The organism is Chloracidobacterium sp., from assembly GCA_016715795.1.
Lineage (GTDB): Bacteria > Acidobacteriota > Blastocatellia > Pyrinomonadales > Pyrinomonadaceae > OLB17.
On record JADJXP010000002.1, the window covers coordinates 1,748,961 to 1,773,869 of the forward strand.

General features: G+C 57.2%; 18 protein-coding genes, 1 tRNA gene and 1 pseudogene. 6 read left to right on the plus strand and 14 right to left on the minus strand.

The window, feature by feature from the left end:
- From IPM59_13110 to IPM59_13130, 5 genes and pseudogenes are all read right to left on the minus strand, one after another.
- The gene (locus tag IPM59_13110; protein MBK9216507.1) at positions 1 to 657 is read right to left on the minus strand and encodes a 50S ribosomal protein L25; all 657 of its coding nucleotides are present in this window, start codon (positions 655 to 657) and stop codon (positions 1 to 3) included.
- A gap of 4 nt (positions 658 to 661) precedes the next feature.
- Positions 662 to 1,619 (minus strand): annotated as a pseudogene (locus IPM59_13115) (ribose-phosphate pyrophosphokinase).
- 125 nt (positions 1,620 to 1,744) lie between these two features.
- Positions 1,745 to 1,819, minus strand: a tRNA-Gln gene (locus IPM59_13120).
- A gap of 40 nt (positions 1,820 to 1,859) precedes the next feature.
- Positions 1,860 to 2,744 carry a 4-(cytidine 5'-diphospho)-2-C-methyl-D-erythritol kinase gene (gene ispE, locus IPM59_13125; protein ID MBK9216508.1) on the minus strand — a complete coding sequence of 295 codons (885 nt, stop codon included), beginning with the start codon at positions 2,742 to 2,744 and terminating at the stop codon, positions 1,860 to 1,862.
- 90 nt (positions 2,745 to 2,834) lie between these two features.
- The gene (locus IPM59_13130) at positions 2,835 to 3,467 is read right to left on the minus strand and encodes a CAP domain-containing protein (protein ID MBK9216509.1); all 633 of its coding nucleotides are present in this window, start codon (positions 3,465 to 3,467) and stop codon (positions 2,835 to 2,837) included.
- 178 nt (positions 3,468 to 3,645) lie between these two features.
- On the opposite strand from IPM59_13130, the gene cadA reads away from it, so the two are divergent.
- Positions 3,646 to 5,967, plus strand: a complete 2,322-nt coding sequence (gene cadA, locus IPM59_13135; protein MBK9216510.1) for a cadmium-translocating P-type ATPase — start codon at positions 3,646 to 3,648, stop codon at positions 5,965 to 5,967.
- A 111-nt stretch (positions 5,968 to 6,078) separates the two neighbouring features.
- Entirely contained in the window at positions 6,079 to 7,125 is a 1,047-nt protein-coding gene (locus IPM59_13140) for an isoaspartyl peptidase/L-asparaginase (protein ID MBK9216511.1), read from the plus strand.
- A 62-nt stretch (positions 7,126 to 7,187) separates the two neighbouring features.
- On the opposite strand, the gene cphA is transcribed toward IPM59_13140, so the two are convergent.
- The 6 genes from cphA to IPM59_13170 all read right to left on the minus strand — a co-directional run bounded on the left by cphA (position 7,188) and on the right by IPM59_13170 (position 17,614).
- Positions 7,188 to 9,821, minus strand: a complete 2,634-nt coding sequence (cphA, locus tag IPM59_13145; GenBank protein ID MBK9216512.1) for a cyanophycin synthetase — start codon at positions 9,819 to 9,821, stop codon at positions 7,188 to 7,190.
- Between the two features lie 45 nt (positions 9,822 to 9,866).
- A complete protein-coding gene (locus tag IPM59_13150) occupies positions 9,867 to 10,286 on the minus strand; it encodes a GxxExxY protein (GenBank protein ID MBK9216513.1) in 420 nt (139 codons plus the stop codon).
- A gap of 32 nt (positions 10,287 to 10,318) precedes the next feature.
- Positions 10,319 to 11,173, minus strand: coding sequence for a cyanophycinase (locus IPM59_13155; GenBank protein MBK9216514.1), 855 nt, complete (start codon positions 11,171 to 11,173; stop codon positions 10,319 to 10,321).
- Positions 11,174 to 11,235: 62 nt separating this feature from the next.
- Positions 11,236 to 14,571, minus strand: a complete 3,336-nt coding sequence (carB, locus tag IPM59_13160) for a carbamoyl-phosphate synthase large subunit (GenBank protein ID MBK9216515.1) — start codon at positions 14,569 to 14,571, stop codon at positions 11,236 to 11,238.
- A gap of 41 nt (positions 14,572 to 14,612) precedes the next feature.
- Entirely contained in the window at positions 14,613 to 15,713 is a 1,101-nt protein-coding gene (locus IPM59_13165) for a UDP-N-acetylmuramate dehydrogenase (GenBank protein ID MBK9216516.1), read from the minus strand.
- A 65-nt stretch (positions 15,714 to 15,778) separates the two neighbouring features.
- Positions 15,779 to 17,614 (minus strand): tetratricopeptide repeat protein, encoded by a 1,836-nt coding sequence (locus IPM59_13170; GenBank protein ID MBK9216517.1) that lies wholly within the window; start codon positions 17,612 to 17,614, stop codon positions 15,779 to 15,781.
- Positions 17,615 to 17,870: 256 nt separating this feature from the next.
- Between IPM59_13170 and IPM59_13175 the strand changes: the two genes are divergently transcribed.
- Positions 17,871 to 19,979 (plus strand): elongation factor G, encoded by a 2,109-nt coding sequence (locus IPM59_13175; GenBank protein MBK9216518.1) that lies wholly within the window; start codon positions 17,871 to 17,873, stop codon positions 19,977 to 19,979.
- Positions 19,980 to 20,071: 92 nt separating this feature from the next.
- Entirely contained in the window at positions 20,072 to 20,992 is a 921-nt protein-coding gene (locus IPM59_13180) for a DUF2911 domain-containing protein (protein ID MBK9216519.1), read from the plus strand.
- Positions 20,993 to 21,088: 96 nt separating this feature from the next.
- Here the strand turns inward: IPM59_13180 and IPM59_13185 are convergent, their stop codons facing one another.
- The 3 genes from IPM59_13185 to IPM59_13195 all read right to left on the minus strand — a co-directional run bounded on the left by IPM59_13185 (position 21,089) and on the right by IPM59_13195 (position 23,992).
- Positions 21,089 to 21,685 carry a cytochrome c3 family protein gene (locus tag IPM59_13185; GenBank protein MBK9216520.1) on the minus strand — a complete coding sequence of 199 codons (597 nt, stop codon included), beginning with the start codon at positions 21,683 to 21,685 and terminating at the stop codon, positions 21,089 to 21,091.
- Positions 21,686 to 21,822: 137 nt separating this feature from the next.
- Positions 21,823 to 22,857 (minus strand): serine hydrolase, encoded by a 1,035-nt coding sequence (locus IPM59_13190; GenBank protein MBK9216521.1) that lies wholly within the window; start codon positions 22,855 to 22,857, stop codon positions 21,823 to 21,825.
- Between the two features lie 109 nt (positions 22,858 to 22,966).
- Complete coding sequence (locus tag IPM59_13195; protein ID MBK9216522.1) at positions 22,967 to 23,992, minus strand: SMP-30/gluconolactonase/LRE family protein; 1,026 nt, start codon at positions 23,990 to 23,992, stop codon at positions 22,967 to 22,969.
- 234 nt (positions 23,993 to 24,226) lie between these two features.
- Between IPM59_13195 and IPM59_13200 the strand changes: the two genes are divergently transcribed.
- Positions 24,227 to 24,481, plus strand: a complete 255-nt coding sequence (locus IPM59_13200; protein ID MBK9216523.1) for an AbrB/MazE/SpoVT family DNA-binding domain-containing protein — start codon at positions 24,227 to 24,229, stop codon at positions 24,479 to 24,481.
- A complete protein-coding gene (locus IPM59_13205; protein ID MBK9216524.1) occupies positions 24,478 to 24,900 on the plus strand; it encodes a type II toxin-antitoxin system VapC family toxin in 423 nt (140 codons plus the stop codon). The genes IPM59_13200 and IPM59_13205 overlap by 4 nt, the downstream gene beginning before the upstream one ends.
- The last annotated feature ends 9 nt before the right edge of the window (positions 24,901 to 24,909 follow it).

Consider the following 24,909-nt stretch of genomic DNA (forward strand, 5'->3'; position numbering starts at 1 on the left):
CTATTCCCCACCGCCATCTTCGGCCGGTGCCTCGGCAGGCGCTTCGCCGGTGACCTCGGGTTCGGCCCCTTCCTCGACCTGAGGCTCAAGCTCGACTTCCTTAACGATCACGATAGACGCGACGACCGTCTCAGGTGCCTCGACCATCTCGACGCCTTCGCCAACCACGAGGTCCGACACATGAAGCGAGTGGCCCGCGTCTAGCGACGTAACGTCAAGCTCAATGAACTCGGGCGTTTTCGCAGGTTCACAGAGCACTCTGATCTCACGCATGGCCTGCGAGAGAACAGCACCCTCTTCCATCAGGCCGGCCGCGTGGCCGATCAGATGCACAGGCACGGTCATCTCGATCTTTTCGCCCTTGGCAAACCGACGCAGATCGGCGTGCAAGAGTCGGCCCATGATCGGGTCGATCTGGCGATCCTGAAAGATAACGTCGTGCGCCTCGCCGTCAACATCCAGCGAAAACACCGAGTTGACGCCGGTCTGGCTACGCAGAATAGCGGCCAGATCCGCGAGTTCTGCGGTCGCCGCCATGCTCTCGGAGCCGCCGCCGTAAACGACGACCGGAACCTTGCCGATCGCGCGCATGCGCCGGGCCTCATTCTTGCCTCGCGTCTCACGCTTTTCAGCCTTAACTACAAATTTCTCAGCCATAATCTTAAATAAACAGCGACGAAACACTGGTCTCGTCGTGTATCGATCTGATCGCCGATGCCAAGCAGCCCGGCGACGCTCAGAACCTCGATCTTGCCGCCCTCGACGAGCGGCTGACCGTTATCACTTATCGGGATCGTGTTGGTAACGATCACCTTCTTCAGATGCGACCCGGTGATGTTCTCAACCGCATGGCCTGAAAGGACGCCATGTGTAAAGCATGCATAAACCTCGTTCGCACCGGCTTTGTGCAGAGCCTCAGCGACTTTACATATCGTGCCGCCCGTGTCGCACATATCGTCGATGATCAGACAATTCTTGCCTTTCACGTCGCCGACGATATTCATCACTTCGGCCTCGTTGGCACGCTCGCGACGCTTGTCGCACAATGCGAGTCCCGCATTCAACCGCTTTGCGTAGGCCCTGGCCCTCTCCGCACCACCCGTGTCCGGCGCAACCACGATCAGATTGTCGATCGGGTTGCGATTGAAATAATCAACCACGACCGGAGCGGCAAACAAATGGTCCACCGGAATGTCGAAAAACCCTTGTATCTGCGACGCATGCAGATCGATGGTCAGCACGCGATGTGCACCGGCCTTAGTTATCAAATTCGAGACCAGCTTTGCCGAGATCGGCACACGCGGCCGGTCTTTTTTATCCGACCTCGCATAGCCAAAATACGGAATGACCGCCGTCACACGCTCAGCCGAAGCCCTGATAAAAGCATCGATCATTATGAGCAGTTCCATCAAGTGGCTGTCCGTTGGCGGGGACGTTGATTGAACGATAAACACGTCGTGGCCACGAACATTCTCACCGATCTGGAAGTTGAACTCCCCGTCAGAGAACCGCGCAGTGCTGGCCTGGCCCAGTTCGATGCCGAGGCCGGCACAGATCTCCTCAGCAAGCGCGGGATGCGCATTGCCGGAAAAGACCTTTATTTTGCCTGTGACGCTCATATCAAACAGGTTTTTGGGATTAGGTTTTAGGTGTTTGCAAAGACCTAAAACCCACAACCTAGAACCTTCCGCAAAAAAACGGACGACCCATTTCCACAGATCGTCCGCTTAACTCTTTTCTCAACTGGCTGGGGCGGAAGGATTCGAACCTACGAATGGCGGCTCCAAAGGCCGCTGCCTTACCACTTGGCGACGCCCCAATGCAAAAAGTCGAAGAAACTAACGGAAACAACCTGACGCTTATATTCCAAGCGCCTCGCGATACTCACGCCGCGAGATGGTTGATACGGCAAACTTTCGCCAGGTCGCTTCGGACGCGAGGGCTTTTTCAGCAGCTTGCCGTGTCTCTTGTTTGTCAAATACCGCGAAAACGCTCGCTCCGCTGCCGCTCAATGCGGCATTCGCAGCACCGAGATCAAGCAGGGCTCGTTTGACCCTTTCGATCTCCGGATAGGCGACGAAAACGCTTCGCTCAAAATCGTTTGTCAACTCCGACCGAAGCGGATCGATCAGATCAGCCCCGTTTCGGGAAACAGAAAGAATACGTTCTGGGGCGTCCGAAGTCAAGGCCGGAGCATTGAGACCGGCAAACGCTGTCCGCGTCGAAACCCGCACCCGCGGAGTCACGATCAACATGTTTGCGGCAACTATATCATCCATCGATTCGAGCCGCTCGCCTCGGCCCGCTCCAAGAGCCGTCCCGCCGATAAGGAAGAAAGGAGCGTCAGAGCCCACTTCAGCGGCGATCGAAATAAGCCTCTCATCACTGATGTGTAGGCGCCACAACCTTCGCAAACCGATCAGCGTGACCGCGGCATTTGATGAGCCGCCGCCGAGCCCGCCCGACGATGGTATATGTTTTTTTAGGTGGATCGCAGCCCCAAATGAACCGCCAACCGCTTTATTCAGAGCATTTGCAGCCTTGATCACAAGATTTCGGCCGTCCAGCGGTATCCAGGGCTGGTTGCACGTCAGGCTGAGATCTTGGGCCGGCGAGAAGGTCAACCGATCATACAGCGAGACGGTCTGAAAGACAGTGAACAGTTCGTGAAAACCGTCATCACGCTTGCCCAGGACCCGCAGCGTCCAGTTGATCTTGGCAAATGACGGAAGCGAGAACCGCATTCGGCAAGGATAAAATACAACGTCCGGATTTCCTACACAGAAATCCGGACGTTATCCGTTATCAGTTATCAGCTATCTGCTATTCCGGACCTATCTCTTCAAAAACACCTGCGTAAAGTAATACGAACCGTCCTCGCCGACCGCGACACCGATCGCGGATTCTTTCCAGCTTGGGTCGAGCATGTTTCGCCGGTGTGAGGGCGAATCGAGCCAGAGCTGAACGGTCCGTGCGACCGGATCGGCATAGCCGCGATTGAAGGCGATATTCTCGCCGATGGCACGCCAGCGGCCGAGCTTTGCGTCGTCGGCCCGATCGCTGACGACCTTGTTGTCGAGCCCGCGATGGCTGAAGAAATTAAGCTCCGCCATGTTCTGTGAATGGACCCCGGCGACGCGGGCGAGGTCGTTGCTCCAGTCGAGGGGTGACGCTCCATTCTCGGCCCGTTTCTTGTTGATAAGCTCAAATGCCGCCCGGCTGAGGGCATTTGCATTGACGACGATCGACGATCTGACGCCTGACGCCTTTTCGACCACGCGCGGCCGGTCGGCACGAGGTTCGTCGCCATCTTCGTCATCAAAGATATAGCGCGCGAGTTCGGATTCGAGATTATAGAGACGGGTTGTCGTGTTTGGGCCGGAATTCTTTGCGGTCTCGCCCTGAGCGAGAGATGTTACCGCAAGTACTGAGATCAGCCCCGTGAGCAGGAAGAGTTTGTGATTCATATACCTCACTTCGGCAGCCGAACCAGGCCATAAACGGGCCGTTCAGCTTTGCGCGTGCTGCGTGAGCACTTGCCTTTTCGGTTAAGGTCGGCAAAACGGAGCAGGTTTTACCAGTTTAAACAAAGTTGTAATATTGACGTGATTCCTGAAAAACGTCGGGGTGCGATAAAATTTTCGTATGCAGCAGCCGATGGTTACTTTGGGGCGAAAACGCAGCGATGAAATGCAGCCCGAGCCGCACGTCGATCCCGTGTGCAAGATGCTCGTTATGCCTGAAACCGCGGCCGCGAGCTACGCATACAACGGCACCACTTACTATTTCTGCATGCCCGGCTGCCGGGATAAGTTTGCCGCAGATCCGGAGCAATTCTTGTCAGAACCACCTGCGGTAGCGGGTGATTTACCGCTGGTGCCGACCGACGTCGAATACACCTGCCCGATGCATCCTGAGATCGTGCAGATCGGCCCCGGCTCGTGTCCGATATGCGGTATGGCGCTTGAGCCGAAGGAGATCTCGCTCGACGACATGCCCGATCCGGAATACGCCGATATGAAGCGTCGATTCCGGATCTCGGCGGCCCTGACTCTGCCGGTATTCGTGCTGGCTATGGGCGAGATGTTTGTTGATCTCAACGCCCTTTTTCTGACGTGGCCGCATGGCAGGGCGTCGTATGTATCGCTGTGGATCCAGTTCTTGTTTGCGACGCCGGTCGTGCTATGGGGTGGGCGTCCGTTCTTTGAACGTGCGGTCGCCTCGATGAAGAATCTCAGCCCGAATATGTTCACGCTGATCGCAATGGGCACGGGCGCGGCTTACGTGTTGAGCCTCGCGGCGCTGTTTGTGCCGGAATGGTTCCCCGTCGCGATGCGTGACGCTCATTCGGGCATCGTACCGGGCTATTTTGAGGCGGCCGCCGTGATCACGACACTCGTGCTTCTCGGCCAGGTGCTGGAATTGCGGGCAAGATCGCAAACTTCATCGGCCATTAAGGAATTGCTGAGGCTCGCACCTGAGACGGCAACCGTCATCCACGACGGCGGCAGCGAAGAGGTCATCGATCTGCGGCACGTTCGCGCCGGACAGGCTTTGCGCGTAAAAGCTAACGAAAAGGTGCCGACCGACGGCGAGATCATCGAGGGCGACACCTCGATAGACGAATCAATGGTCACGGGCGAATCGATGCCCGTCGAAAAGCATGCCGGCGACAAGGTCATCGGCGGCACCATCAACGGCAATCGTTCTTTCAAAATGCGTGCGACAAAGGTCGGCAGCGAAACGCTGCTCGCACAGATCGTCAAGATGGTCGGCGAGGCCCAACGCAGCCGCGCTCCGATACAACGCCTTGCCGACAGCGTTTCGGGCTATTTCGTCCCGGCTGTGATCGTCGTTGCGGTCATTGCGTTCGCCGTGTGGCTGCTACTCGGCAGCTTTGCCTCCGCCGTGGTCGCCGCCGTCTCGGTCCTCATCATCGCCTGCCCATGTGCTCTCGGCCTCGCTACGCCGATGTCAATAATGGTCGGCACCGGCCACGGAGCGCGGAACGGCGTCCTGATCAAAAAAGCCGAGGCTCTCGAAACGCTTGAGAAAGTGAACGCTATAGTCGTCGATAAAACCGGCACGCTGACCGAGGGCAAGCCGCGGGTAACCAGTGTCAGTAGCCCGCACGTAAGTAAGGGCTCAACGCCGCAACTAGGCCCGGACGAGATAATCAGGCTCGCCGCTTCCCTCGAACGCCACAGCGAGCATCCACTTGCCACAGCAATAACCGCTGAAGCGGAAAAACGAAATATCGACCTATTGGAGGTTCAAGATTTTGAGTCCACGACCGGACTCGGCATCAACGGAGTAATCGATGGCAAGGAAGTGTTCATCGGCCGGTTCGGCAATGAAGCGGCAATCACACTGACCGTCAATGGCGATCCGGCGGGATCGATCACCGTCTCCGATGCCATCAAACCTAGCGCCAAAGCCGCCATCGACGCACTTCACCACCAGGGCATCGAGGTCGTGATGATGACGGGCGACAATCAGGCGACGGCCGACGCTGTTGCCGGTGAATTAGGTATCGATCAGGTCTTTGCCGAGGTAATGCCCGAGGACAAGGCAGCCAAGGTCAAGGAATTGCAGGCACAGGGTAAACGCGTCGCGATGGCCGGTGACGGCGTAAATGACGCTCCCGCTTTGGCGCAGGCGGATGTCGGAATTGCATTTGCCAGCGGAACGGACGTCGCTATCGAGTCCGCTGACATCACGCTCCTCAAGCCCGACCTCGGCGGCATCTTGAAAGCACGCAACCTCAGCCGTGCGACGATGAAGAACATTCGCCAGAATCTGTTTTTCGCCTTTATCTATAATATCGTCGGCGTCCCCATCGCCGCGGGCGTGCTGTTCCCTGTTCTGGGATTGCTGCTCTCACCAATGATCGCCAGCGCTGCGATGACGTTCAGCTCGGTGTCGGTCATCCTCAACGCCCTCCGCTTGCGAAATACAAGACTTTGAACCGCAGAGACGCGAAGACGCAGAGGGACGAACAAATAGGCTTTGCGCGCATCTTTGTTATCTGTGGTTGTTTTTCTCCGCGTCTCTTCGTCTCTGCGGTAGAATCTTAATATGGGCTTGGCGTTGGCAATTCACGGCGGGGCGGGGACGATACTTCGTTCGCAGATGACGCCTGACCTGGAGCGTGAATATCGCGGCGGTCTCGAGACGGCATTGAAGATCGGCTGGGCGATACTGGAATCCGGCGGCACGTCGCTCGATGCGGTCGAGGCGGCGGTCGTGTCCTTAGAGGATTTTCCGCTCTTTAACGCCGGCCGCGGATCGGTCTTCACCCACGAAGGCAAACAGGAAATGGACGCGTCGATAATGGACGGCCACAAGCTGAAGGCCGGCTCGGTCGCGTTTGTCCGCAACATTCGCAACCCTGTCAAACTCGCCCGCCTCGTGATGGAACGCACCGAACACGTCCTGCTCGCCGGCGAGGGCGCGAACCAGTTCGCTGACGAACTGGGCCTCAAACACGAACCCGACGAATACTTCTTCACTGAACACCGCTGGCTGCAATTGCAGGATGCACTGGCAGCAGGAAGAGTGAAACTTGATCATTCGGGGCCATTGGATATCTCGGTCAACTTAGCAGAGCGCAGTCAGGAAGGGCGGCTTGCCCCCGCCACTGCGAGCGGGGGTAAACCCGCCTTCCAGACTGCGCCAGATGCAGTTGACGCGGACAACCGCGCGCTAGGAACAGTCGGCGCCGTCGCCTGCGACAAGAATGGCCGCCTCGCCGCCGCCACATCCACCGGCGGCATGACCAACAAAAAATACGGCCGCGTCGGCGACACGCCGCTCGTCGGCCTCGGCAACTACGCCGACAGTACCTGTGCGGTTTCTTGCACCGGCCACGGCGAATACTTCATGCTTGGCGTCACCGCTTACGATGTTTCGGCACGCATGAAATACAAAGGCTTGTCGTTGGAAAACGCCGCCCGCGAAACCATCGACCGCCTAACCGAGATCAACGGCGAAGGCGGCCTCATCGCCGTCGATGCCCAAGGCAACGTGACTCTGCCATTCAATTCCGAGGGAATGTATCGAGGTTGGATCGACCGGAGCGGTAATGAGCAGGTCGCGATATACAGGACGGAACCGCCTGCGTAAGCAGGTGGCGTTCGCCCACCGTTTCTCGAACCTACGTTATGCTGAGGCGCTCTGCCACCTGCTTACGCAGGCGGTTCTGCCCTGTCCCGAAACTCCTGCACATACCCGATATCATCCGGCACGCGGTCGGCTAGGGTGACGACGAGTTCGCCTTTGCGCCCCGTTTTGATGGCGTGGTGGATGGCGTCGCGGCTTTCGGGGATGATGCGAACGGCCGGGTTCTTCTTGGCTTTGGCGATGCCTTTTTGGAGGAGCTTGTAGGTTTCCTGTTCGTCGCGGCCGCGTAAATAATGGCCTCGGCGAATGACGATCCGATCGAACGTCTCGCCCGCGACCTGACCAAATTCGACGATATCCTCGTCGCGGCGGTCGCCGGTGCCGTTGATAACGCACGTGCGGTATTTGCGGCCGAGTTTGTCGATGAAAGATGCCAGGCCGCGTAAGCCCGCAGGATTGTGAGCGTAATCCATCAGCACCGTAACGTCGCCGACCTCGACGAAATTCAACCGTCCCGGCGTCTGCGCGGTTCCGGCATTGAACGTCGTCAGCCCGACTCGCAGGTCCTCAAGCGAAACGCCGTGCACAAAGCACGCCAGCGTCGCCGCGAGCACGTTCTGGATCATGAACTCGGCACGGCCGCCGTATGTGATCGGGATGTTCGTGACCTTTTCGACGCGGACCTTCCACTTGCCCTTGAGGATCGTGACGTAGCCGTTCTCGTACACGCACGACACGCGGCCACGCTCGGCGCGGCGTTTGATGTTCGGATGGTTCTCGTTCATCGAGAAGCAAACAACCGCGCCGTCGGACAGTTCCTTCATCTCGTAAACGAGCTTGTCCTCGGCATTCAGCACGCAAAAGCCCTTTTTCGAAACGGCACGCGGCACGACCGATTTGACCCGCGCGAGGTCCTCGAGGGTATTTACGTCCTTTAATCCAAGATGATCGGCCGCGACGTTAAGCACGATGCCGATATCGCAGTGATCGAATCCCAACCCGCTGCGAATGATGCCGCCGCGGGCCGTTTCAAGCACGGCGACGTCAACGGTCGGGTCTTTTAGCACCAGTTGGGCCGACACGGGCCCGGTATTGTCACCGGTAGTGATCTGCTGGTTGCCGATGTAGGTGCCGTCGGTCGTCGTAAAGCCGACGGTGCGGCCGCTGTTCTTTAGGATATGTGCGATCAACCGCGTGGTCGTCGTCTTGCCGTTGGTGCCCGTGATCGCAAAGATCGGCACTCGCGCCGGCGTGCCCGGCGGAAAGAGCATGTCAATGACGTGCTCCGCCACGTTGCGGCCTATGCCCTCGCTCGGGGCAAGGTGCATCCTGAAGCCCGGAGCCGCATTGACCTCAATAATGCCGCCGCCGCTGGCCCGCAGCGGCTCGCTCACATTTGGGGCGATCACATCCACACCCGCAACATCGAGGCCAATGATCTTCGCAATGCGCTCGAATAAAAATACGTTTTCGGGATGCACTTCATCAGTGCAGTCGATCGCAGTGCCACCCGTCGAGATGTTGGCAGTGGTCTTGAGATGTAATATTTCGCCCTTCTTGAGCTTGCTGTCGAGCGTGTAGCCGGCCTTTGTGATGCACCGCATCGTTTGGCCGTCAACGTCGATCTGCGTCAGGACATTTTCATGGCCATAGCCGCGACGCGGGTCTTCGTTCGTCTGGTCGATAAGCTGCTGGATCGTGCTCTTGCCGTCGCCCTTGACATGGGCCGGAACGCGTTCGGCAACGGCTATCAAGCGATTATTTACCACCAACGCGCGAAAATCCGAGCCCATCAACTGCTGTTCGATGATCACCCAACGCGAGTATTCCTTTGCCTTTTCCCAAGCGACATTAGCCTCGGCGAGGCTCTTGATACCGACAGTCGCACCCTTCCCATGATTACCGTCAAGTGGTTTAATTACAGCAGGATAGCCGACACGGTCTAAAGTCGATTCGAGATCTTCGATATCGCGTATCCGATACCCTTTGGGCACCGGAACGCCCATGTCGCCGAGCAGCTTCTTGGTCGCGGACTTATCGCCCGCGATATCGACCGAGATCATATTGGTATTGACCGTCGTCGTCGCCTGAATTCGCTTCTGATTCACACCGTAGCCGAGTTGGACGAGCGATTGTTCGTTCAAGCGAATGAACGGAATACCGCGATTCTCAGCTTCCTCGACGAGTGATCCTGTCGATGGGCCAAACCGCACATCCTCGCGGATCTCGCGCATTTCCTGGATGTCCTTTGCGAGCCCGGCCTTTATCGCTTCGACAGGCCGCTTTTCGGCCAGATCAAGCCATAGCCGCACGGCCGCGCGACCGGCAAACCGGCCAACTTCCTCCTCGACATAGCTGAAAACGACGTTATAAATACCTTTTTCAGTTGTCTCACGCGTCCGGCCGTAGCCCGTGTCCATTCCCGCAAGCGTCTGTAATTCCAGCGCAAAATGCTCGATCACATGCCCGGCCCACGTGCCTTCTTTGACGCGCCGCAGAAAACCACCCTCTTCGCCATAACTGCATCCATGCGAATTGAGCGACGGCATCACGTCAACCATCCGGTCATAAAAACCCTTGATCTTATGGGTCGGCTTTTTCTCATACGCCCCGATATCGAGCCGCATAATAATGAGCCTTTTCCAGTAGCCGGACCAGTAGTTAGGACCACGAAGGGTACGAATTTCGAGAATATTCATAAGACACTAACCGCAGAGATACAGAGACGCCGAGAAAGTGGGAAATCAGAGCTTATTCACAATGCGCTTTATTCCGTCCTTCAACACCGCCGAGTGGAAGTTGAGCAATAGGCCAACCCGCATATTAAGCATCCTCAAGTACGACAGTAGCTGCGCTTCATGGATTGAGATCAGCCGATCGACCGCTTTGAGTTCAAGTATTATCGTATCCTCAACTATGATATCCAAAACATACCCACAATCGAGTTCTACTCCCTTATAGACAACCGGGAGCGACACCTGCCGGCGGAATCTAAGGCCGTTCTGAGCAAGCTCGTAGCAGAGGCATCTTTCATAAGCGGACTCCAGAAGCCCCGGACCTATCCCTCGGTGCACCTCGATTGCGCAGCCAATTATCCGCTCGGTCAAGCGGTTCATCCTGTCATATTGCGTATCGGACCTAAGCAGTTCTGAATCTATTTCCATCTCGGCGTCTCCGCTTCTCTGCGGTTAGTCCTCTATCCGAGGTCGGGCAGTAAGAATTCATTTGGCGGCTGGATCGGGTGGCGTTCGAGGTAGTTGTAAACCAGCCCGTCACGTAATACATGAAACTGCACGCCGCACACGCTAAAGCTTTCGTTATCAGCTACTTCCGCTATCTCATTAAAGGTGATCTCTGAGCCGTCAACGATCGTCGCCGAACCCTGGCCAAATACCTCAAGTACTCCCTTACCGTCCAGAATGATCGCCGTATTCTCATCTACACCAATGCCGAGATTGTAAGGATTATACGAAACAGCCGTGATCAGGCGGCTGATGCGGCCGCGCTCGGTAAAGTGCTGATCTATGATGATGTTCTTCAAAAATCCGAGGCCCGGCGACAGCTTAACGGCGTTCTTGTGCGGATGCGACGATGGCTCGCCTCGAACGATCATCGATGTGCTCATCGCAGCCGCTCCGGCGCTCGTTCCGGCAAGGACGACGTCTGTGTCGCGAACCATTTTTCGAAGTTTTGCCGCCAGTTTTGTCCCGCCCAACACCGAAACGAGCCTCATTTGGTCGCCGCCGGTAATAAAAACGCCCTTCAGGCCGTCCGTGAGGCGTTCAACGTCGGCATTCACTACGTCCTGGCGCGATGTCGCCCGCAATACACGTGGGTTGGCCACGCCAAGGTTCCTGAATGCCTGCGTGTAAACATCCGCCGCAAATTCTGGAAAATCCGACGCCACAGGCACGATCAGCACCTCAGCATCGTCACCACCGGCAAGCTCGAGGAACTTTTTCAGGATCCTCCGCTCGTTATACTTGTCCTCTGCCCCGCCGATCACCAACAGATGCCCGCCAATAATCTCGCGGTCGTGCGATTCAGTCATATGAATTTAGTTACGCTATTGTAAACGAATGGCTTGGGAATTTGCCAAAGCGGACACGGAATTCACCGCGAAATGGTGTGCGAACGGCCGGTATGAATGTCCTGAAGGCCTCGAACGGTGACGACCGCCTGATTCATTCGGGTTGCTATTGCCTCGATCAGGGCTTCGGCCCCTGTAATGGTCGTTACGCACGGAACGTTGAACTGCAGGGCGGCCTTGCGTATCGCCTGTTCGTCGTACACAGCGGCCTTTCCGAGGGGCGTGTTGATGATCAGAGCGATCTCGCCTTGCCGGATCAAGTCGGCGATGTTCGGGCGGCCTTCGTTGACTTTGAATACCGATTCGCATTCCAAGCCGACCTCGCGGAGGCGATTTGCCGTGCCGTAGGTCGCGACGAGCGAGTAGCCCAGCTTGTCGAGCCGCCTTGCGAGCAGAACGGCCTGGCCTTTGTCGGCGTTGTTAACCGATATAAAGGCCTTGCCCGACATCGGAAGCTTTAAACCCGCGCCCTCCATGGCCTTGCCGTACGCCTCGCCAAAGGTCGCACCGACGCCCATGACCTCGCCGGTCGAGTGCATTTCAGGGCCGAGAACGGGATCGACGCCCGCGAATTTCTTGAACGGGAAAACGGGCGATTTTACAAAAACAAGCGGCACAGGCAGCACGTCGGGCAGCTCAAAGTCCGCGAGCTTCCGCTTTCCGGCCATAACGAGCGACGCGATCTTTGCGATTGGCACGCCGGTCGCTTTCGCCACGAACGGCACGGTCCGCGACGCCCGCGGATTTACCTCAAGCACATAAACGCGGTCGTCCTTGATGGCGAACTGTATGTTCATCAACCCGCGGACCCTTAACGCACGGGCCAGGAGCGTCGTGTAGTGCCTGATCGTTTCCAAATGTTCTGCCGCGATCTTTTGTGCCGGCAGTACGCTCGATGAGTCGCCCGAATGTATGCCGGCCTCCTCGATATGCTCCTGAATGCCTGCGATAACAACGGACGGAGCTCGGACACTCTTGTCCGCATCGCCGGTTCCTCCGGCGAGACTCGCACCATCATTTTTGACGTCCGACGAAGCGTCGTCCGTTGCGGACAGGAGTGTCCGCGCTCCGCCGCAATCGGCCAATGCGTCCACGTCAAGCTCGGCAGCCCTCTCAAGGAATTTGTCTATCAGGATCGGTTTCTCGGGCGAGGCATCCACCGCCGAGCGCATATATTCGTCCAGCGACTGCTCGTCATATACGATCGCCATGGCTCGGCCCCCGAGCACAAAGCTTGGCCGCACAACGACCGGATAACCTATTGTGTTGGCAACACTTTTAGCTTCATCTGCTGATGTAACGCTCGAATTATCGGGGCACGGAATATTCAGCTCGGCCAGCAGCGCTCCGAAGCGTTTTCGGTCCTCCGCGAGGTCGATGGAATCCGGCGAGGTGCCGATGATCGGAACGCCGGCTTCGCCAAGCCGATCGGCGAGATTCAGCGGCGTTTGACCGCCGAATTGGACGATCACACCTTCAGGCCTTTCGACATCGACGATATTCATTACATCCTCGAATGTCAGCGGCTCGAAATAGAGCCTGTCGGACGTATCGTAATCGGTCGAGACCGTCTCAGGGTTGCAATTGACCATGATCGTCTCAAAATCCGCATCCCGGAGGGCAAAGCTCGCGTGGCAGCAGCAGTAATCAAACTCGATTCCCTGCCCGATGCGGTTCGGCCCCGAGCCGAGGATCATTATCTTGCGCCGATTCGTCGGCGCGGCCTCGCATTCTTCTTCATAGGTCGAATACATGTAAGGCGTGAATGACTCGAACTCTGCTCCGCACGTATCGACTCGCTTGTAGACAGGTTTGATATCCAGTTCCTTTCGTAGCTCGCGAACCTCTGCCTCCGACGAGCCCGTTAAATAGAACAATCGTCGATCCGAGAGGCCAAACTCCTTCGCGGTTCGAACCTCATCCGTCGAGTATTCGGCGAGCGGCTTAGCGTCGAGGCTCGCCTGGAACTCCATCACCTGCGCCAGTTGATCGAGGAACCACGGGTCGATCTTTGTCAGCCTGTGTATCTCGTCGACCGAATAGCCGTTCTGCAAGGCATACGTAATGTAAGAGAAACGCTGCGAGTTTGGCCGGGCGAGCTTTCGCTGCAATTCCGCATCGGGAACATCCTGTAAACGCAACGGTTTAACAGCCTCAAGCGAACGCAGGCCCTTGAAGAGTGATTCCTTGAACGTCCGTCCGATCGCCATCACCTCGCCGACCGAACGCATCTGCGTGCCCAATACATCCTCGGCACCGGGAAATTTCTCAAACGCCCATTTCGGTATCTTTGTGACGACGTAGTCGATGGTCGGCTCGAATGACGCGGGTGTTTTTTTGGTGATGTCGTTGGGTATCTCGTCGAGCGTGTAGCCGACGGCGAGCTTGGCGGCGATCTTCGCGATCGGAAAGCCCGTGGCTTTTGACGCGAGGGCCGACGAGCGCGACACACGCGGGTTCATCTCGATGATGCGGACGTCGCCGTTCTCGGGATTGACGGCGAATTGGATGTTCGAGCCCCCGGTCTCGACGCCGACCTTGCGGATGCAGGCTTTCGACATATCGCGGAGCCGCTGATATTCGACGTCGGTCAGGGTCTGCGCCGGCGCGACGGTGATCGAGTCGCCGGTGTGAACGCCCATCGGGTCGAAGTTCTCGATCGAGCAGATGATGACGACGTTGTCGTTGAGGTCGCGCATCACCTCGAGCTCATATTCCTTCCACCCGAGGATAGATTCCTCAACGAGAATTTGCGAAACAGGCGACGCCGCCAGGCCGTTTCTCGCTATTTCCTCGAATTCCTCGGGATTGTAGGCCGTTCCGCCGCCTGTGCCGCCGAGTGTGAAGGCTGGCCGCACGATCGCGGGATAGCCCGTGATTTCGACGATCTCGCGGGCCTCTTCCCACGTATGTGCAAAACCGCCTTTGCACGAAGGCACGCCGATCTCGTCCATCGCCTTCTTGAACAACTCGCGGTCCTCACCGACCTTGATGGCGTCGATATTGGCGCCGATCATCTTGACGCCGAACTTGTCGAGAATGCCCTGTTCGTAAAGCTCGACCGACAGGTTCAGCCCTGTCTGGCCGCCGACGGTGGGCAGGACGGCGTCGGGGCGTTCTTTTTCGATAATGGCAGAAACAGTTTCGACGGTGAGCGGCTCGATATAGGTCTTGTCGGCGATCTCGGGGTCGGTCATGATCGTCGCCGGGTTGGAGTTGACCAGCACGACCTCGTAGCCTTCACTTTTCAAAGCGCGGCATGCCTGAGTTCCCGAATAATCAAATTCGCAAGCCTGTCCGATGACAATTGGCCCGGAACCTATGATGAGTATCTTATGGATATCGTCGCGCCGTGGCATGTGTTCAAACGCTCGATTATACCGACAAGCTGCGGCGGGAGCTAATCGAAGCCGATTAGCAGCGGTTCGGGCACGAGGTCAATGTCGAATTTTGCACGCACACCCGCCTGCACAGCCTCCTTTAGGGTGATGATCTCAGCGGCCGTCGCACCACCGCGGTTGATCAGTGCAAGAGTGTGGTTTGATGAAATGCCGGCATTGCCAAGAGCGAACCCTTTCTCGAATCCGGCATTTTCGATAAGCCACGCCGCCGGAATTTTGATCATATCGTCATCGGCCGGAAAACTCGGCACGTCGGGATGTTCAGCTTTGATCTTGTCGAAGACCTCTGCTCTGACTATCGAATTCTTAAAAAAGGAACCGGCGCTTCGCGTATTAGGGTCGTCCTTGTCGATCACCATCGATTTTCGTCCGCGCAGATTGAGGACGATATAGCGCACGTACCAAGGTGAACGGTAAAGCCAGGACGGGTCGCCATCCTTGCTGCTGTCGCATGCCCAGCGCGAATATATCGAGGAAGGCAAGGCTCTTTCAAGGTCAGGATATGCGACCTTGGCATCACCGCCCTTGACGAGATCGAAGGTCACCGCCGTCACGACATATCTGTCCCGTTGGACAGTGTTAAAAATACTGCGGCGATATGAAAACCCACATTCAGCATTGGAGAGGCTGACAAATTCGCCCGTCGTGCGGTCCAGACACCGGACGGACACGATAGTTTCCGAGACTTCCTGGCCATATGCGCCGACATTTTGCACGGGCGTGCCGCCGACTGTGCCGGGAATGCCGCTCAGACATTCTACGCCGGCAAGTTTCTGATCGACGCACCACGCGACGAATCCATCCCAATCCTCGCCCGCGCCGACGGTTATCTGCGATACGCCCGACTCTGAACCCTGAACGCTACGCTTTGAACCGGTTATCGCGACCTGAATGACGAGGCCATTGAATCCGGCATCGGCGATCAGCACGTTGCTCCCGCCGCCGAGAATGAAGACCGCCAACGCATGTTCATCCGCGTAACGCAGGGCCTCGACAAGCGCCTCTTCGCTCTCGGCCCTCACAAAAAATCGAGCCGGCCCGCCGATGCCGAGTGTCGTCAGCGGAGCAAGCTGAACATTGGTTTGGATCTCGAGTCTCATTCGAAAAAGCGACCCGCTCAATTTAACAAGCGGATCGCTCAAAAAAGCAAGTCGTTCCGGTTTGGCTATATCACTTTTGCGATCTTGGCCTCTTTCTCAAGCTGCAGTGCCTCCGGAATGCGGTTAAGGTCTCTGAGCTTCCCGATTATGCGTTTCACCTCTTTGCCATTCTTTCGTTTTACCTCTGAGAACCCGAGACTCGACAGCATCGACGCGTTGTCAGGATCCTTCTCAACACCCGCCTTAAATACCTTCGCGGCGTTGTTAAAATCGTTCAGCTTGAAATACGCGGTCCCCAGCGCATATGCCGAAAATGTCCAGTCGGGCCGATGCTCGACGACCGGTTTCAGTGCCTCGACTGCTCCCGTAAAGTCGCCAAGGTCAATGAGGACGGCTCCGAGATTCTGCCGCACGCCGTCGGCAGTTGTCTCGTTTGCCGTCGCAAGCGCGGCCTGCAGATTGGCCTTTGCGAGTTCGAGCTTTGGCCTTGCGGCGTCGGGCATGCGGGCGTCAATGTCCATTCTGGCATAGTTGTAGTAGGCCCAACCGAGGTTCGCTTTGTCGAGCGGATTGTCGGCAAGCCGCACGGCCTCCTCAAGCGCTCTTACGGCCGAGCCCCAGTTGCAGGCGACGAAATTCTTGATATTGATCTCACACTGGCGGCCCACCACGTAGCCGATCTTGCTGTAAATATCGGCGGCCGTCTCTTTGTTAAAGTCCTTTTGCCGCTTTAGAAATGTGCCCGCGTTGTCGTAGTTGGCCTTTGCCAGGTTAAACTCTGAGGTCTGCCGGTACGATTCGCCAAGGCCGAGATAGGCTTCCCAGTTATCATTCCTTAGCTTTATCGCCATCTTGTACGCGTTGACGGCCTCAGGATAGTTCTTTAGCTCGTAGTACGCCTCGCCTAGGCCGAGCCATGCCTCGAAGTAGGCCGGCCGCATCTCGACCGCCCGCTTATAATCATCGACTGCCTCTACCGGGCGGCCAAGCCGCGACAGGACCTCGCCTGACTGGAAGAATGCCTCTTCCATCTTTGGATCAATGGTCTTTGCTCGATTGAAGGCCACTGCCGCCTCGTCGTTTCGCCCCTGTGACGAACGGACAAGGCCAAGGAAGAACTGCGTCTCGGCCGACTCGCCCGATGCAGCCAGTGCCTTGGTCAACATCTGGTCAGCCTTATCGATCTCACCGTTCTGGTAATAGAGAATGCCGAGCGGAACGAGGATCTCCGTCAGGTCCTTGTCGCCCTCGAGCGACTTCTCATAGTTGGCGATCGCCTCAGGATACTGGTCAAGTGCGGAGTAGACCTCGGCGAGGCCGAAATACGCCGCCGAATTCGTAACATCGTACTTCAGGGCCTCAAGGAAAAAGCCCTTTGCCAAGGCCGCCTGGTCCTTGACGAGCAGGTCGTTGCCCTTCATCGCGTAGGTATCGCTCAAGCCGGCCTTTGCGGCCGTGTTCTTGTCATCGAGATTGACGGCGTCCAGGAAGAAGCCGATCGCCTTGTCATAATCTCCATTTTCGTTGTAATACTCGCCGACACCGGCAAACAGCTTCGAGCCCTCAGAGGCGGGCATCGTCCTGATATTCTTGGGAAGCTTCAGCGGGTCGACGACGGTCGCCCGATTGCGGTTCGGCTTGACCTTCGCGATCGTCTCAAATTGCTTTCGGACCTTCTTCACGGTATCGATCCGCTGCGCTTTGGTCCTCGTCGGCTTGACGGACGAGACGAATTTCTTTACTGCCCGAGCCGCGGCGCGGAATACAAAAACGCTCGCCCCGCCCGTGATGCTGCCGAAATTGACCAAGTCCTGCGCGGCCGAAGGATCGGGGATTATCCACAGGGATACCGCCAAAACGGCCGTCCCGATAGTCTTGATACCACGCTTGCGAATGAGCATTAAAGATTCCCCACGACAGCTAAGTTTCGATCAATGAGAGAAGCAGGCATTTGATGCCGAAAACACGAGCACGGGTTGACCGTTCTCGAAAGCAACAATAGCACAAACTCAGCTAATTCCGCGTCTTCTCTCAGCGTTCTCTGCGCGGGCCGGAATGTTACGCAGGGAGTTGGATTCTTGCCCTTTCAATCGCCGTAAGATAAATTTAGAGGTTAACCCTATTTTATGAGTTCTGATAAAGGAGTATTGCCGATATATGAAAGCATTCGCGACTGAGAATATACGAAACCTTGCCGTCATTGGACACGGCGACGCGGGCAAAACCCAGCTGGTAAGTTCCTTGCTCCACGTCGCCGGCAGCGGACAGCATCGCTGGGGAAAGGTCGATGAAGGGACGACCATCACCGATTACGAGGAAGATTCTATCGAGCGCAAGGTATCGCTCAACAACAACTTCGCCCACGTCGAATACAAAGACACAAAGATCAACCTTATCGACACGCCCGGATACGCCGCTTTTGTGTCGCACGCGCGCCCGGCATTACGAGTAGCCGACTGCGCTCTGGTTGTCGTTGACGGTGTTCACGGTATCGAGGTGCAGACCGAGAAGACCTGGCAGTATGCAAACGAATTCCTGCTGCCGCGCTTCATGGTCATCAACAAGATCGATAAGGAGCACGCCGATTTTGGCCACGCGCTCGACACGGCGGCAGAATCGTTCGCCCGCTCCATCGTGCCGTTCACTTTGCCGATCGGCAGCGAAGCTAATTTCAAAGGTGTCGTGGACGTTGTCCATCAGAAGGCATACGAGTTTGACGCCGAAGGCAAGGCAAAGGAGATACCGATCCCGGAAGAAGGCAAGAGCCTGTTCGAGTCGACCCGCGAACGCCTGATCGAGATCGTCGCCGAATCAGATGACGCTCTGATGGAGGAGTACTTTGAGAACGGCACGCTTCCCGAGGAGAAGATATACCCGAACCTCGCGAAAGCGATCGCATCGAGCAAGCTGTGTCCTGTTTACGCGGTCTCGTCGTTGAATCTCGTAGGCCTGCAGATACTACTCGATCACATCGTCGAATTCGCTCCGAATCCGGCCACGCACGAGGCAGAATACGGTTTCGCAGACAACGAGATGCAGGGTGATCGCATTACCCGCAAATACAGCAATGACGAGCCTTTTTCAGCCTATGTATTTCGCACGATCGCCGATCCATTTGCGGGGCGCATCACTGTGATGAAGGTGATCTCAGGCAAGGTCGCAGCCGATGCGACGGTCCAGAATACGACACGCGACAGCGCGGAACGCCTCGGTGCGCTCCATGTGATCTCGGGCAAAACGCTCGACAAGGTCAACGAGGCCGCAACCGGCGACATCATCGCCTGCGTCAAGCTCAAAGATACGCAAACCGGCGACACGCTCGCGGACAAGGCCAAGCCGATCGTCTATCCGAAGGTCGAATATCCCGAAGCCGCCATCGCTTTCGCTATCGAGCCCAAATCGCGTGCAGACGAGGACAAGATCTCGGCCGCGCTTCACAAGATCCTCGAAGAAGACCCATCGCTTCACTTTGACCGCGACCCGCAGACGAAGGAGTTTATCCTTTCGGGCAGTGGCCAACTCCACATCGAGACGGTTGTTAAGAAACTCGAACACCGCTACCACGTCGAGGTCGCTCTGCATCCGCCAAAGGTCCCTTACAAGGAAACGATCACTCAGCAGGTCGAGGTCCAGGGACGGCACAAGAAGCAGTCCGGCGGACGAGGGCAGTTTGGCGATTGCAAATGTATATTCGAGCCACTCGATCGCGGCGCGGGCTTTGAGTGGGTCGATAAGATCTTTGGCGGTGCCGTGCCGCAGAATTTCCGCCCGGCGATCGAAAAAGGCATCATCGAGGCCGCCGCGAGCGGTTCGGTCGCGGGCTATCCGCTCGTCGATTTCAAGGTCACGCTCATCGACGGCAGTTATCACACGGTGGACTCAGATGAGCATTCATTCAAGGCTGCGGGCCGCAAGGCATTCCGCGCCGCGATGGAAAAGGCCAAACCAACGCTGCTCGAACCGATCATGGACGTCGAGGTCTTCACGCCTCAGGAAGTCTCAGGCGACATCATGGGCGACCTTAATTCGCGCCGCGGCCGCGTAGGCGGCATGGAGGTCAGAGGCAAGCAGCAGGTCATCAAAGCCAAGGTGCCGCTCAGTGAGATGCTCGATTACCAATCAAAGCTCAACAGCGTCACTCAGGCCCGCGGCTCGTACCACATGCAGTTTTCGCACTACGACCCGCTGCCGCACAATCTCGCGGACAAAGTTGTCGCCGAAGCAATCGCAGCCGGCCGCGTCCGTGCACATGATGAGGATGAGTAGGCGTAGCTGTTATGCACCCATTCCCTGATCATATTTTTTTGTAAAGGAGCCCTATGAAATCCAGAGTTTTCGTTTCTATTTTCTCAGCTCTCATGTTCGTCACAGCCCTTGCCGTCGCGGACACGTCAGCTCAGCTTCGACTGCCCCAGGCGTCGCAAAAAGCAGCGGTCTCGCAGACCGTCGGCGTAACGGACGTAACGATCAATTATTTTCGGCCAATGGCCAAGGGCCGCAAGATATGGGGCGAATGGCCCGTCAAGGTCGAGGGTGAAGCCACACTCGACAACGGAATGACGCGTCCCGCGGGGGCTCCGATCGTGCCTTACGGCCACGTCTGGCGCACCGGCGCAAACGCCGCTACGCAGTTCACCGTCACGGATGACGTGCGCATCAATGGCCAACATCTCGCGGCGGGCACCTATAGCCTGCACTCGATCCCCGGCCAGGGCGAGTGGGTGTTTATCTTTAACTCCGTCGCAGAGCAGGGCGGCAGCTTCAACTATGACAAGGCCAAGGACGTACTGCGTGTCAAGGCAAAGCCCGAGTGGGATGCCGAACATCAGGAAGCCTTGGGCTTCACTATCGAGCCGGAATCAGAGAGTACCGCAAAGGTCGTCCTGAGATGGGAAAAGCTTCGTGTGCCGTTTACGCTGGAGATAAACAATCCAAGTGATACTGTCGTCATGAGGGCAGCAAAAGTTATCAAAGATGCAAAGGCGGATGACTTTGATACGCCGTTTCGCGCCGCCAATTATGCTCGCGACAAGAAGCTGAACACAGTTGCCACGAGATGGTACACACAGGCCCTGTCCGCCGCCGAGGCCGAGATCAAGGCGGGCGAGACATTCCGCGGCTATAGCCGGAAATTCAATGCCCTTGCCGCCCTGGGACGTAATTCAGAGGCCATCGCCGCCGGTGAAAAAGCCGTCTCGCTCGGCAAGGCCGCAACGCCCAAGGTCGATACCGCCGCGCTCGAAAAGCGCATAGCCGATATCAAATCCGGAAAGAACTAGCCCCGCGAAATACTCGAAACACACGAACAAAAAAGAAGGAGGCACGTGGAAACGGACCTCCTTTTTTGCATCTTTCGTGTATTTCGTGGGCTGTTCCTATGCAGCCTTCTTATGGCACATCATGCACTGTGCTGTGACCGGGCCTTTTGACGCCGGGAACGTCTTTCTCACCTCAACGTGACAGCCGGCACACGCACGGTGCATAGCCTGTTGGTTGTTAAGCGTGATGAGCGCTGGGCTGCTCTCGTGTTTGATCTGTGGGTTGGCGTCAAGCAATTTCGGCTTTTGCCCTTCACGGGCATGACAGCTTGAGCAGCCGACGACGCCCGAACCGTTCGGGTCTTTGGCAAATGACTCCGCCGTCAGCGTCGTGGTCCGGTCAGCGGGCCACGCCGTCTTGAGCGGAGGATACTTTGCGATCTCGCCCTGCGGCCGGGCCGCATGGTGACACGAGATGCAGGCGATCGGCGAGTTCTTGTCGATATTATATGCGCCGCCGTTGTGCTTGATGTGATTGAATGTCACCGGCCCAAGCTTGGCTTCCTTACCGAGCATGACGACGTCGGGCATCTTCTTATCGTCCGGAGATGTTGTCTGTGCACTGGCTCTCGTAAATGCGTCAAAAGCCGCGAAACCACCCACGCCTGTCGCGATCGTGACAGCGAACACTATCGACCACAATTTCATTCTCATCGTTGACCTCTCCGATTTCAGACTCAGCCGATCAAGTGTAACCGAGAGCGTCAAGAAACGGCGGTGACGAGTGTCACAGGCACTGCGGACTGACGACCAATTAGCCATGCCGCCCTTACGAGCTTTTCGAATGCAGCTTACTTCGCCCAGGCATCCCACACGGCTTTGGCGATTCGAGCTATCACCGCTTCGCGAGTTGCCTCATCCGCCGGCGAATCAGAGACAAATACCGCAATTGCAAAATGCTTGCCGTTCGGCAGCGTCACGATTCCGATGTCGTTGGTCGCACCGGTGATGCCGTCCTGCGTCCCGCCTGTGCCGGTCTTATGGGCGACAATGGTTCCCTTTGGCAGCATGCCCTTCAACCGGCGGGCGCCGGGGTTTGATTCTTGCATCGAGGTAAAGATGAGCTTTTCGTCGAGCATCGCCGACGAACGCCGGGCAACGGGCGGCCCCGGAATTCGGCATGTCTTCGGATCATCCAGAGCCGCATTGAGGCAAGGATCAAGGAAACGCAGGAGTTCGACCGCCGCGGACGGCGTTGCATAGTTCGCATATTGCGACTGCCAATCACCGCCTAGTTCCTTCTCCGTGTTAACGACCTTTATGTCCGAGATGCCGATCTGGGTGAGGTAAGCCTGAACCTCGCCGGCCCCGCCCGCGGCACGCATCAGAACGTCGCTCGCCGTGCCGTCCGATTCGACGAGAGCGAAGCGGACCAGGTCGCGCACGCTATACTCGCCACCATCGGGAGCTATGTCCCTCAGCCGCGAACTCATCCCCTCGCGCACCATGTCATCCTTTGTCACTCGCACGTTCGTATCCATGTTGAGCTTGCCGAGCATGGCTTGCTCCATCACGGCCATCGCGATGGGCAGCTTGTAAACGCTCTGCATCGGATAATGCCCGTCGGCATTCACCAACGCGGCGTCACCGCTGTCGATCGCGACCGCTGCCACGCCAACCTTGCCCTTTGCGGCCGAGGCAATACGGACGATCTCAGCCTCGAGAGCAGCGTCGCGCTTCAATTCGAGCTTGGGCAACGGCGTTGCGGCCGCGGCAGCCGCCGGTGGCGGGATAGTTGGCCCCGAGATCGCGTCTGGGGCCACGCTCGCACAGCCGGTGAAAAGAGATGCTAGAAAAACGAGAAAAAGAGCGAGATCTCTTAACATAAAGCAAAAATAACATCTTAGGACGCCGCAGATGTCTAAGCAAGGTTCCGGACACTACCGAATTGGACGCAAAACCGCCACCCGCCCGGTAATGCACTGAGATGAGTGCTTACAAGAGTGTTCCTTCGATCCCGCAACGCAATGAGTACACGCTGTCGGATGTGGCGACGATCATGTCGCCCTGACGGGTGAAGCAGAGCCCGACGACGTTATCGCCGGCGACGAATTGTTCGCAGCCCTTGCCGTCGGGCGTGATGCGGGCGATGCCGTGGCGGCCCTGGTAGCAGGCAGCGACGTAGAGATTACCCAACTTATCAAATGCCAGGCCCTGCGGGCGGCCAAAGCCGCGGAAGAATTCGCTCACCTCCCCTCGCCTATCGACGGCCCAGACCGCATCGCGGCTGGCGAGGCCCGGAGCCGTGACATACAATCGGCCGTCGGGGCCAAATGCGAGGTGATATGCCGCGACCGAGGCGTCGAGTGTGGCAATCGCCTCAGCCTCGCCGACGTCATACACGCGCCAGATCGTGCCCATCCGGTCGCCGACGTGCATTACGTCATCGGCGTCAAAGGCAATTCCCGTCGCGATCCCAAGCCCCGTCGCAAACACCGAACTGCTCCCATCGCGGCCCACGACGTAAACCTCCCCCTGCGCGCGATTCGTGACAAACAGCTGGCCTTCGCGGTCAAACGCAATTCCGGTCGGATTGAGAATCGACTCGGGCATCTCGTCAAGATAGCCGTCCGGCTCCAATCGAAACAGCGTCGCATCGAGATGCTGTCCCCGCGATCCGGACCTCGTCAGCACCAACGCGTCATCCGACGGATCGACCGCCGGATTCGCCACAATATGCATCCCGTCCGTCAGCAGCTTTCCGACCGTGATCGGAAACAGCTCGCTCCGCTGTCCATTGAGCTCAAAATGTATCCGTGACAGCCCTTCCCCAGCGTCGTTCGGCACCCTCACCAACACCCGCGAACTCGACGCCCCGCTTATCTTGCACTCTGCCCCGCCGACAAACACCTTGTGCCCCGACCCATGCTCGGCCCGAAACCCCTCGCACGCAACAGCAACCTCTCCGCCCGCGATAGCAAACGAAGGCTCAACACCCAATATCTTCCCGGCTCTTGACATGAAAAGATAATTCTACGCTTTCCGAGACAAATAAAAAGCCCCGGCTTTCGCGAGGGCTTAGGTTCCTTTCGGATTTCCTACGTTAGCTTCTTAGAAGCTAACGTGTTATAAGAATCGCCGCAACTCACAACGCCGCGACCGCGAGGAACGCGATCACGGCGTTGTGGGGCAACTCCGATCAAACCGTTGACCGAAGTAAGGATGCGTGTGATAAGGTAAGGAATGGAGCAAGTGATGAGCCAGCAAGCAAAAATAACCAGCAAAGGCCAGATCACCGTTCCCGTGCGGGTGCGCGAGGCTTTGGGAGTAAAGGCGGGCGACAAACTCGTGTTTGACGTCAGCGGTGATGAGGTTGTGGTCCGGCCGGTCCGGACGAAAAGTGTCTTTGAAAAGTATCGTGGGATCGGGAATCCCACTATCGGTTCCGGACGCGATGCGATCAATAAGTACTTTAGAGAGTTGCGCGGTCACGAAGAGCCTGAGAAATGACAACGGCGCTCGACACGAATATTCTGGTGGCCCTGTGGGACCGGAATGATCTTATCAGTATTCCGGCGCGCCGCGCGCTGGATGCCGCTTTGGATCGCGGCGGTTTAGTCGTCAGTGGCCCGGTCTTCGCTGAACTTCTCGCTGATCCCCGTAGGAGCGAGTATTTCATCGAAGGCTTTTTCAAGGAGACCGGCATTAGTATCGACTGGACGCTTGACGAAGCCATTTGGCGAGTAGCCGGCCTAGCTTTCCAAACCTACACCAAGCGGCGCCGACGGCAGAAGACCGGTGCGCCGCGCAGAATACTTACAGATTTCCTCATCGGCGCCCACGCATTAGTTAGAAAGTATCCCTTACTCACGTTCGATACCGGTCATTTCAGAGCCGCGTTCCCTACACTTAGGATGATCTGCGAATAGGTGCTCCTT

Bases quoted from the DNA above. Each gene is read 5' to 3' on its own strand.
- IPM59_13110 (MBK9216507.1), bottom strand. From the start codon at position 657: ATGGCTGAGAAATTTGTAGTTAAGGCTGAAAAGCGTGAGACGCGAGGC.
- ispE (MBK9216508.1), bottom strand. From the start codon at position 2,744: ATGCGGTTCTCGCTTCCGTCATTTGCCAAGATCAACTGGACGCTGCGG.
- IPM59_13130 (MBK9216509.1), bottom strand. From the start codon at position 3,467: ATGAATCACAAACTCTTCCTGCTCACGGGGCTGATCTCAGTACTTGCG.
- cadA (MBK9216510.1), top strand. From the start codon at position 3,646: ATGCAGCAGCCGATGGTTACTTTGGGGCGAAAACGCAGCGATGAAATG.
- IPM59_13140 (MBK9216511.1), top strand. From the start codon at position 6,079: ATGGGCTTGGCGTTGGCAATTCACGGCGGGGCGGGGACGATACTTCGT.
- cphA (MBK9216512.1), bottom strand. From the start codon at position 9,821: ATGAATATTCTCGAAATTCGTACCCTTCGTGGTCCTAACTACTGGTCC.
- IPM59_13150 (MBK9216513.1), bottom strand. From the start codon at position 10,286: ATGGAAATAGATTCAGAACTGCTTAGGTCCGATACGCAATATGACAGG.
- IPM59_13155 (MBK9216514.1), bottom strand. From the start codon at position 11,173: ATGACTGAATCGCACGACCGCGAGATTATTGGCGGGCATCTGTTGGTG.
- carB (MBK9216515.1), bottom strand. From the start codon at position 14,571: ATGCCACGGCGCGACGATATCCATAAGATACTCATCATAGGTTCCGGG.
- IPM59_13165 (MBK9216516.1), bottom strand. From the start codon at position 15,713: ATGAGACTCGAGATCCAAACCAATGTTCAGCTTGCTCCGCTGACGACA.
- IPM59_13170 (MBK9216517.1), bottom strand. From the start codon at position 17,614: ATGCTCATTCGCAAGCGTGGTATCAAGACTATCGGGACGGCCGTTTTG.
- IPM59_13175 (MBK9216518.1), top strand. From the start codon at position 17,871: ATGAAAGCATTCGCGACTGAGAATATACGAAACCTTGCCGTCATTGGA.
- IPM59_13180 (MBK9216519.1), top strand. From the start codon at position 20,072: ATGTTCGTCACAGCCCTTGCCGTCGCGGACACGTCAGCTCAGCTTCGA.
- IPM59_13185 (MBK9216520.1), bottom strand. From the start codon at position 21,685: ATGAGAATGAAATTGTGGTCGATAGTGTTCGCTGTCACGATCGCGACA.
- IPM59_13190 (MBK9216521.1), bottom strand. From the start codon at position 22,857: ATGTTAAGAGATCTCGCTCTTTTTCTCGTTTTTCTAGCATCTCTTTTC.
- IPM59_13195 (MBK9216522.1), bottom strand. From the start codon at position 23,992: ATGTCAAGAGCCGGGAAGATATTGGGTGTTGAGCCTTCGTTTGCTATC.
- IPM59_13200 (MBK9216523.1), top strand. From the start codon at position 24,227: ATGAGCCAGCAAGCAAAAATAACCAGCAAAGGCCAGATCACCGTTCCC.
- IPM59_13205 (MBK9216524.1), top strand. From the start codon at position 24,478: ATGACAACGGCGCTCGACACGAATATTCTGGTGGCCCTGTGGGACCGG.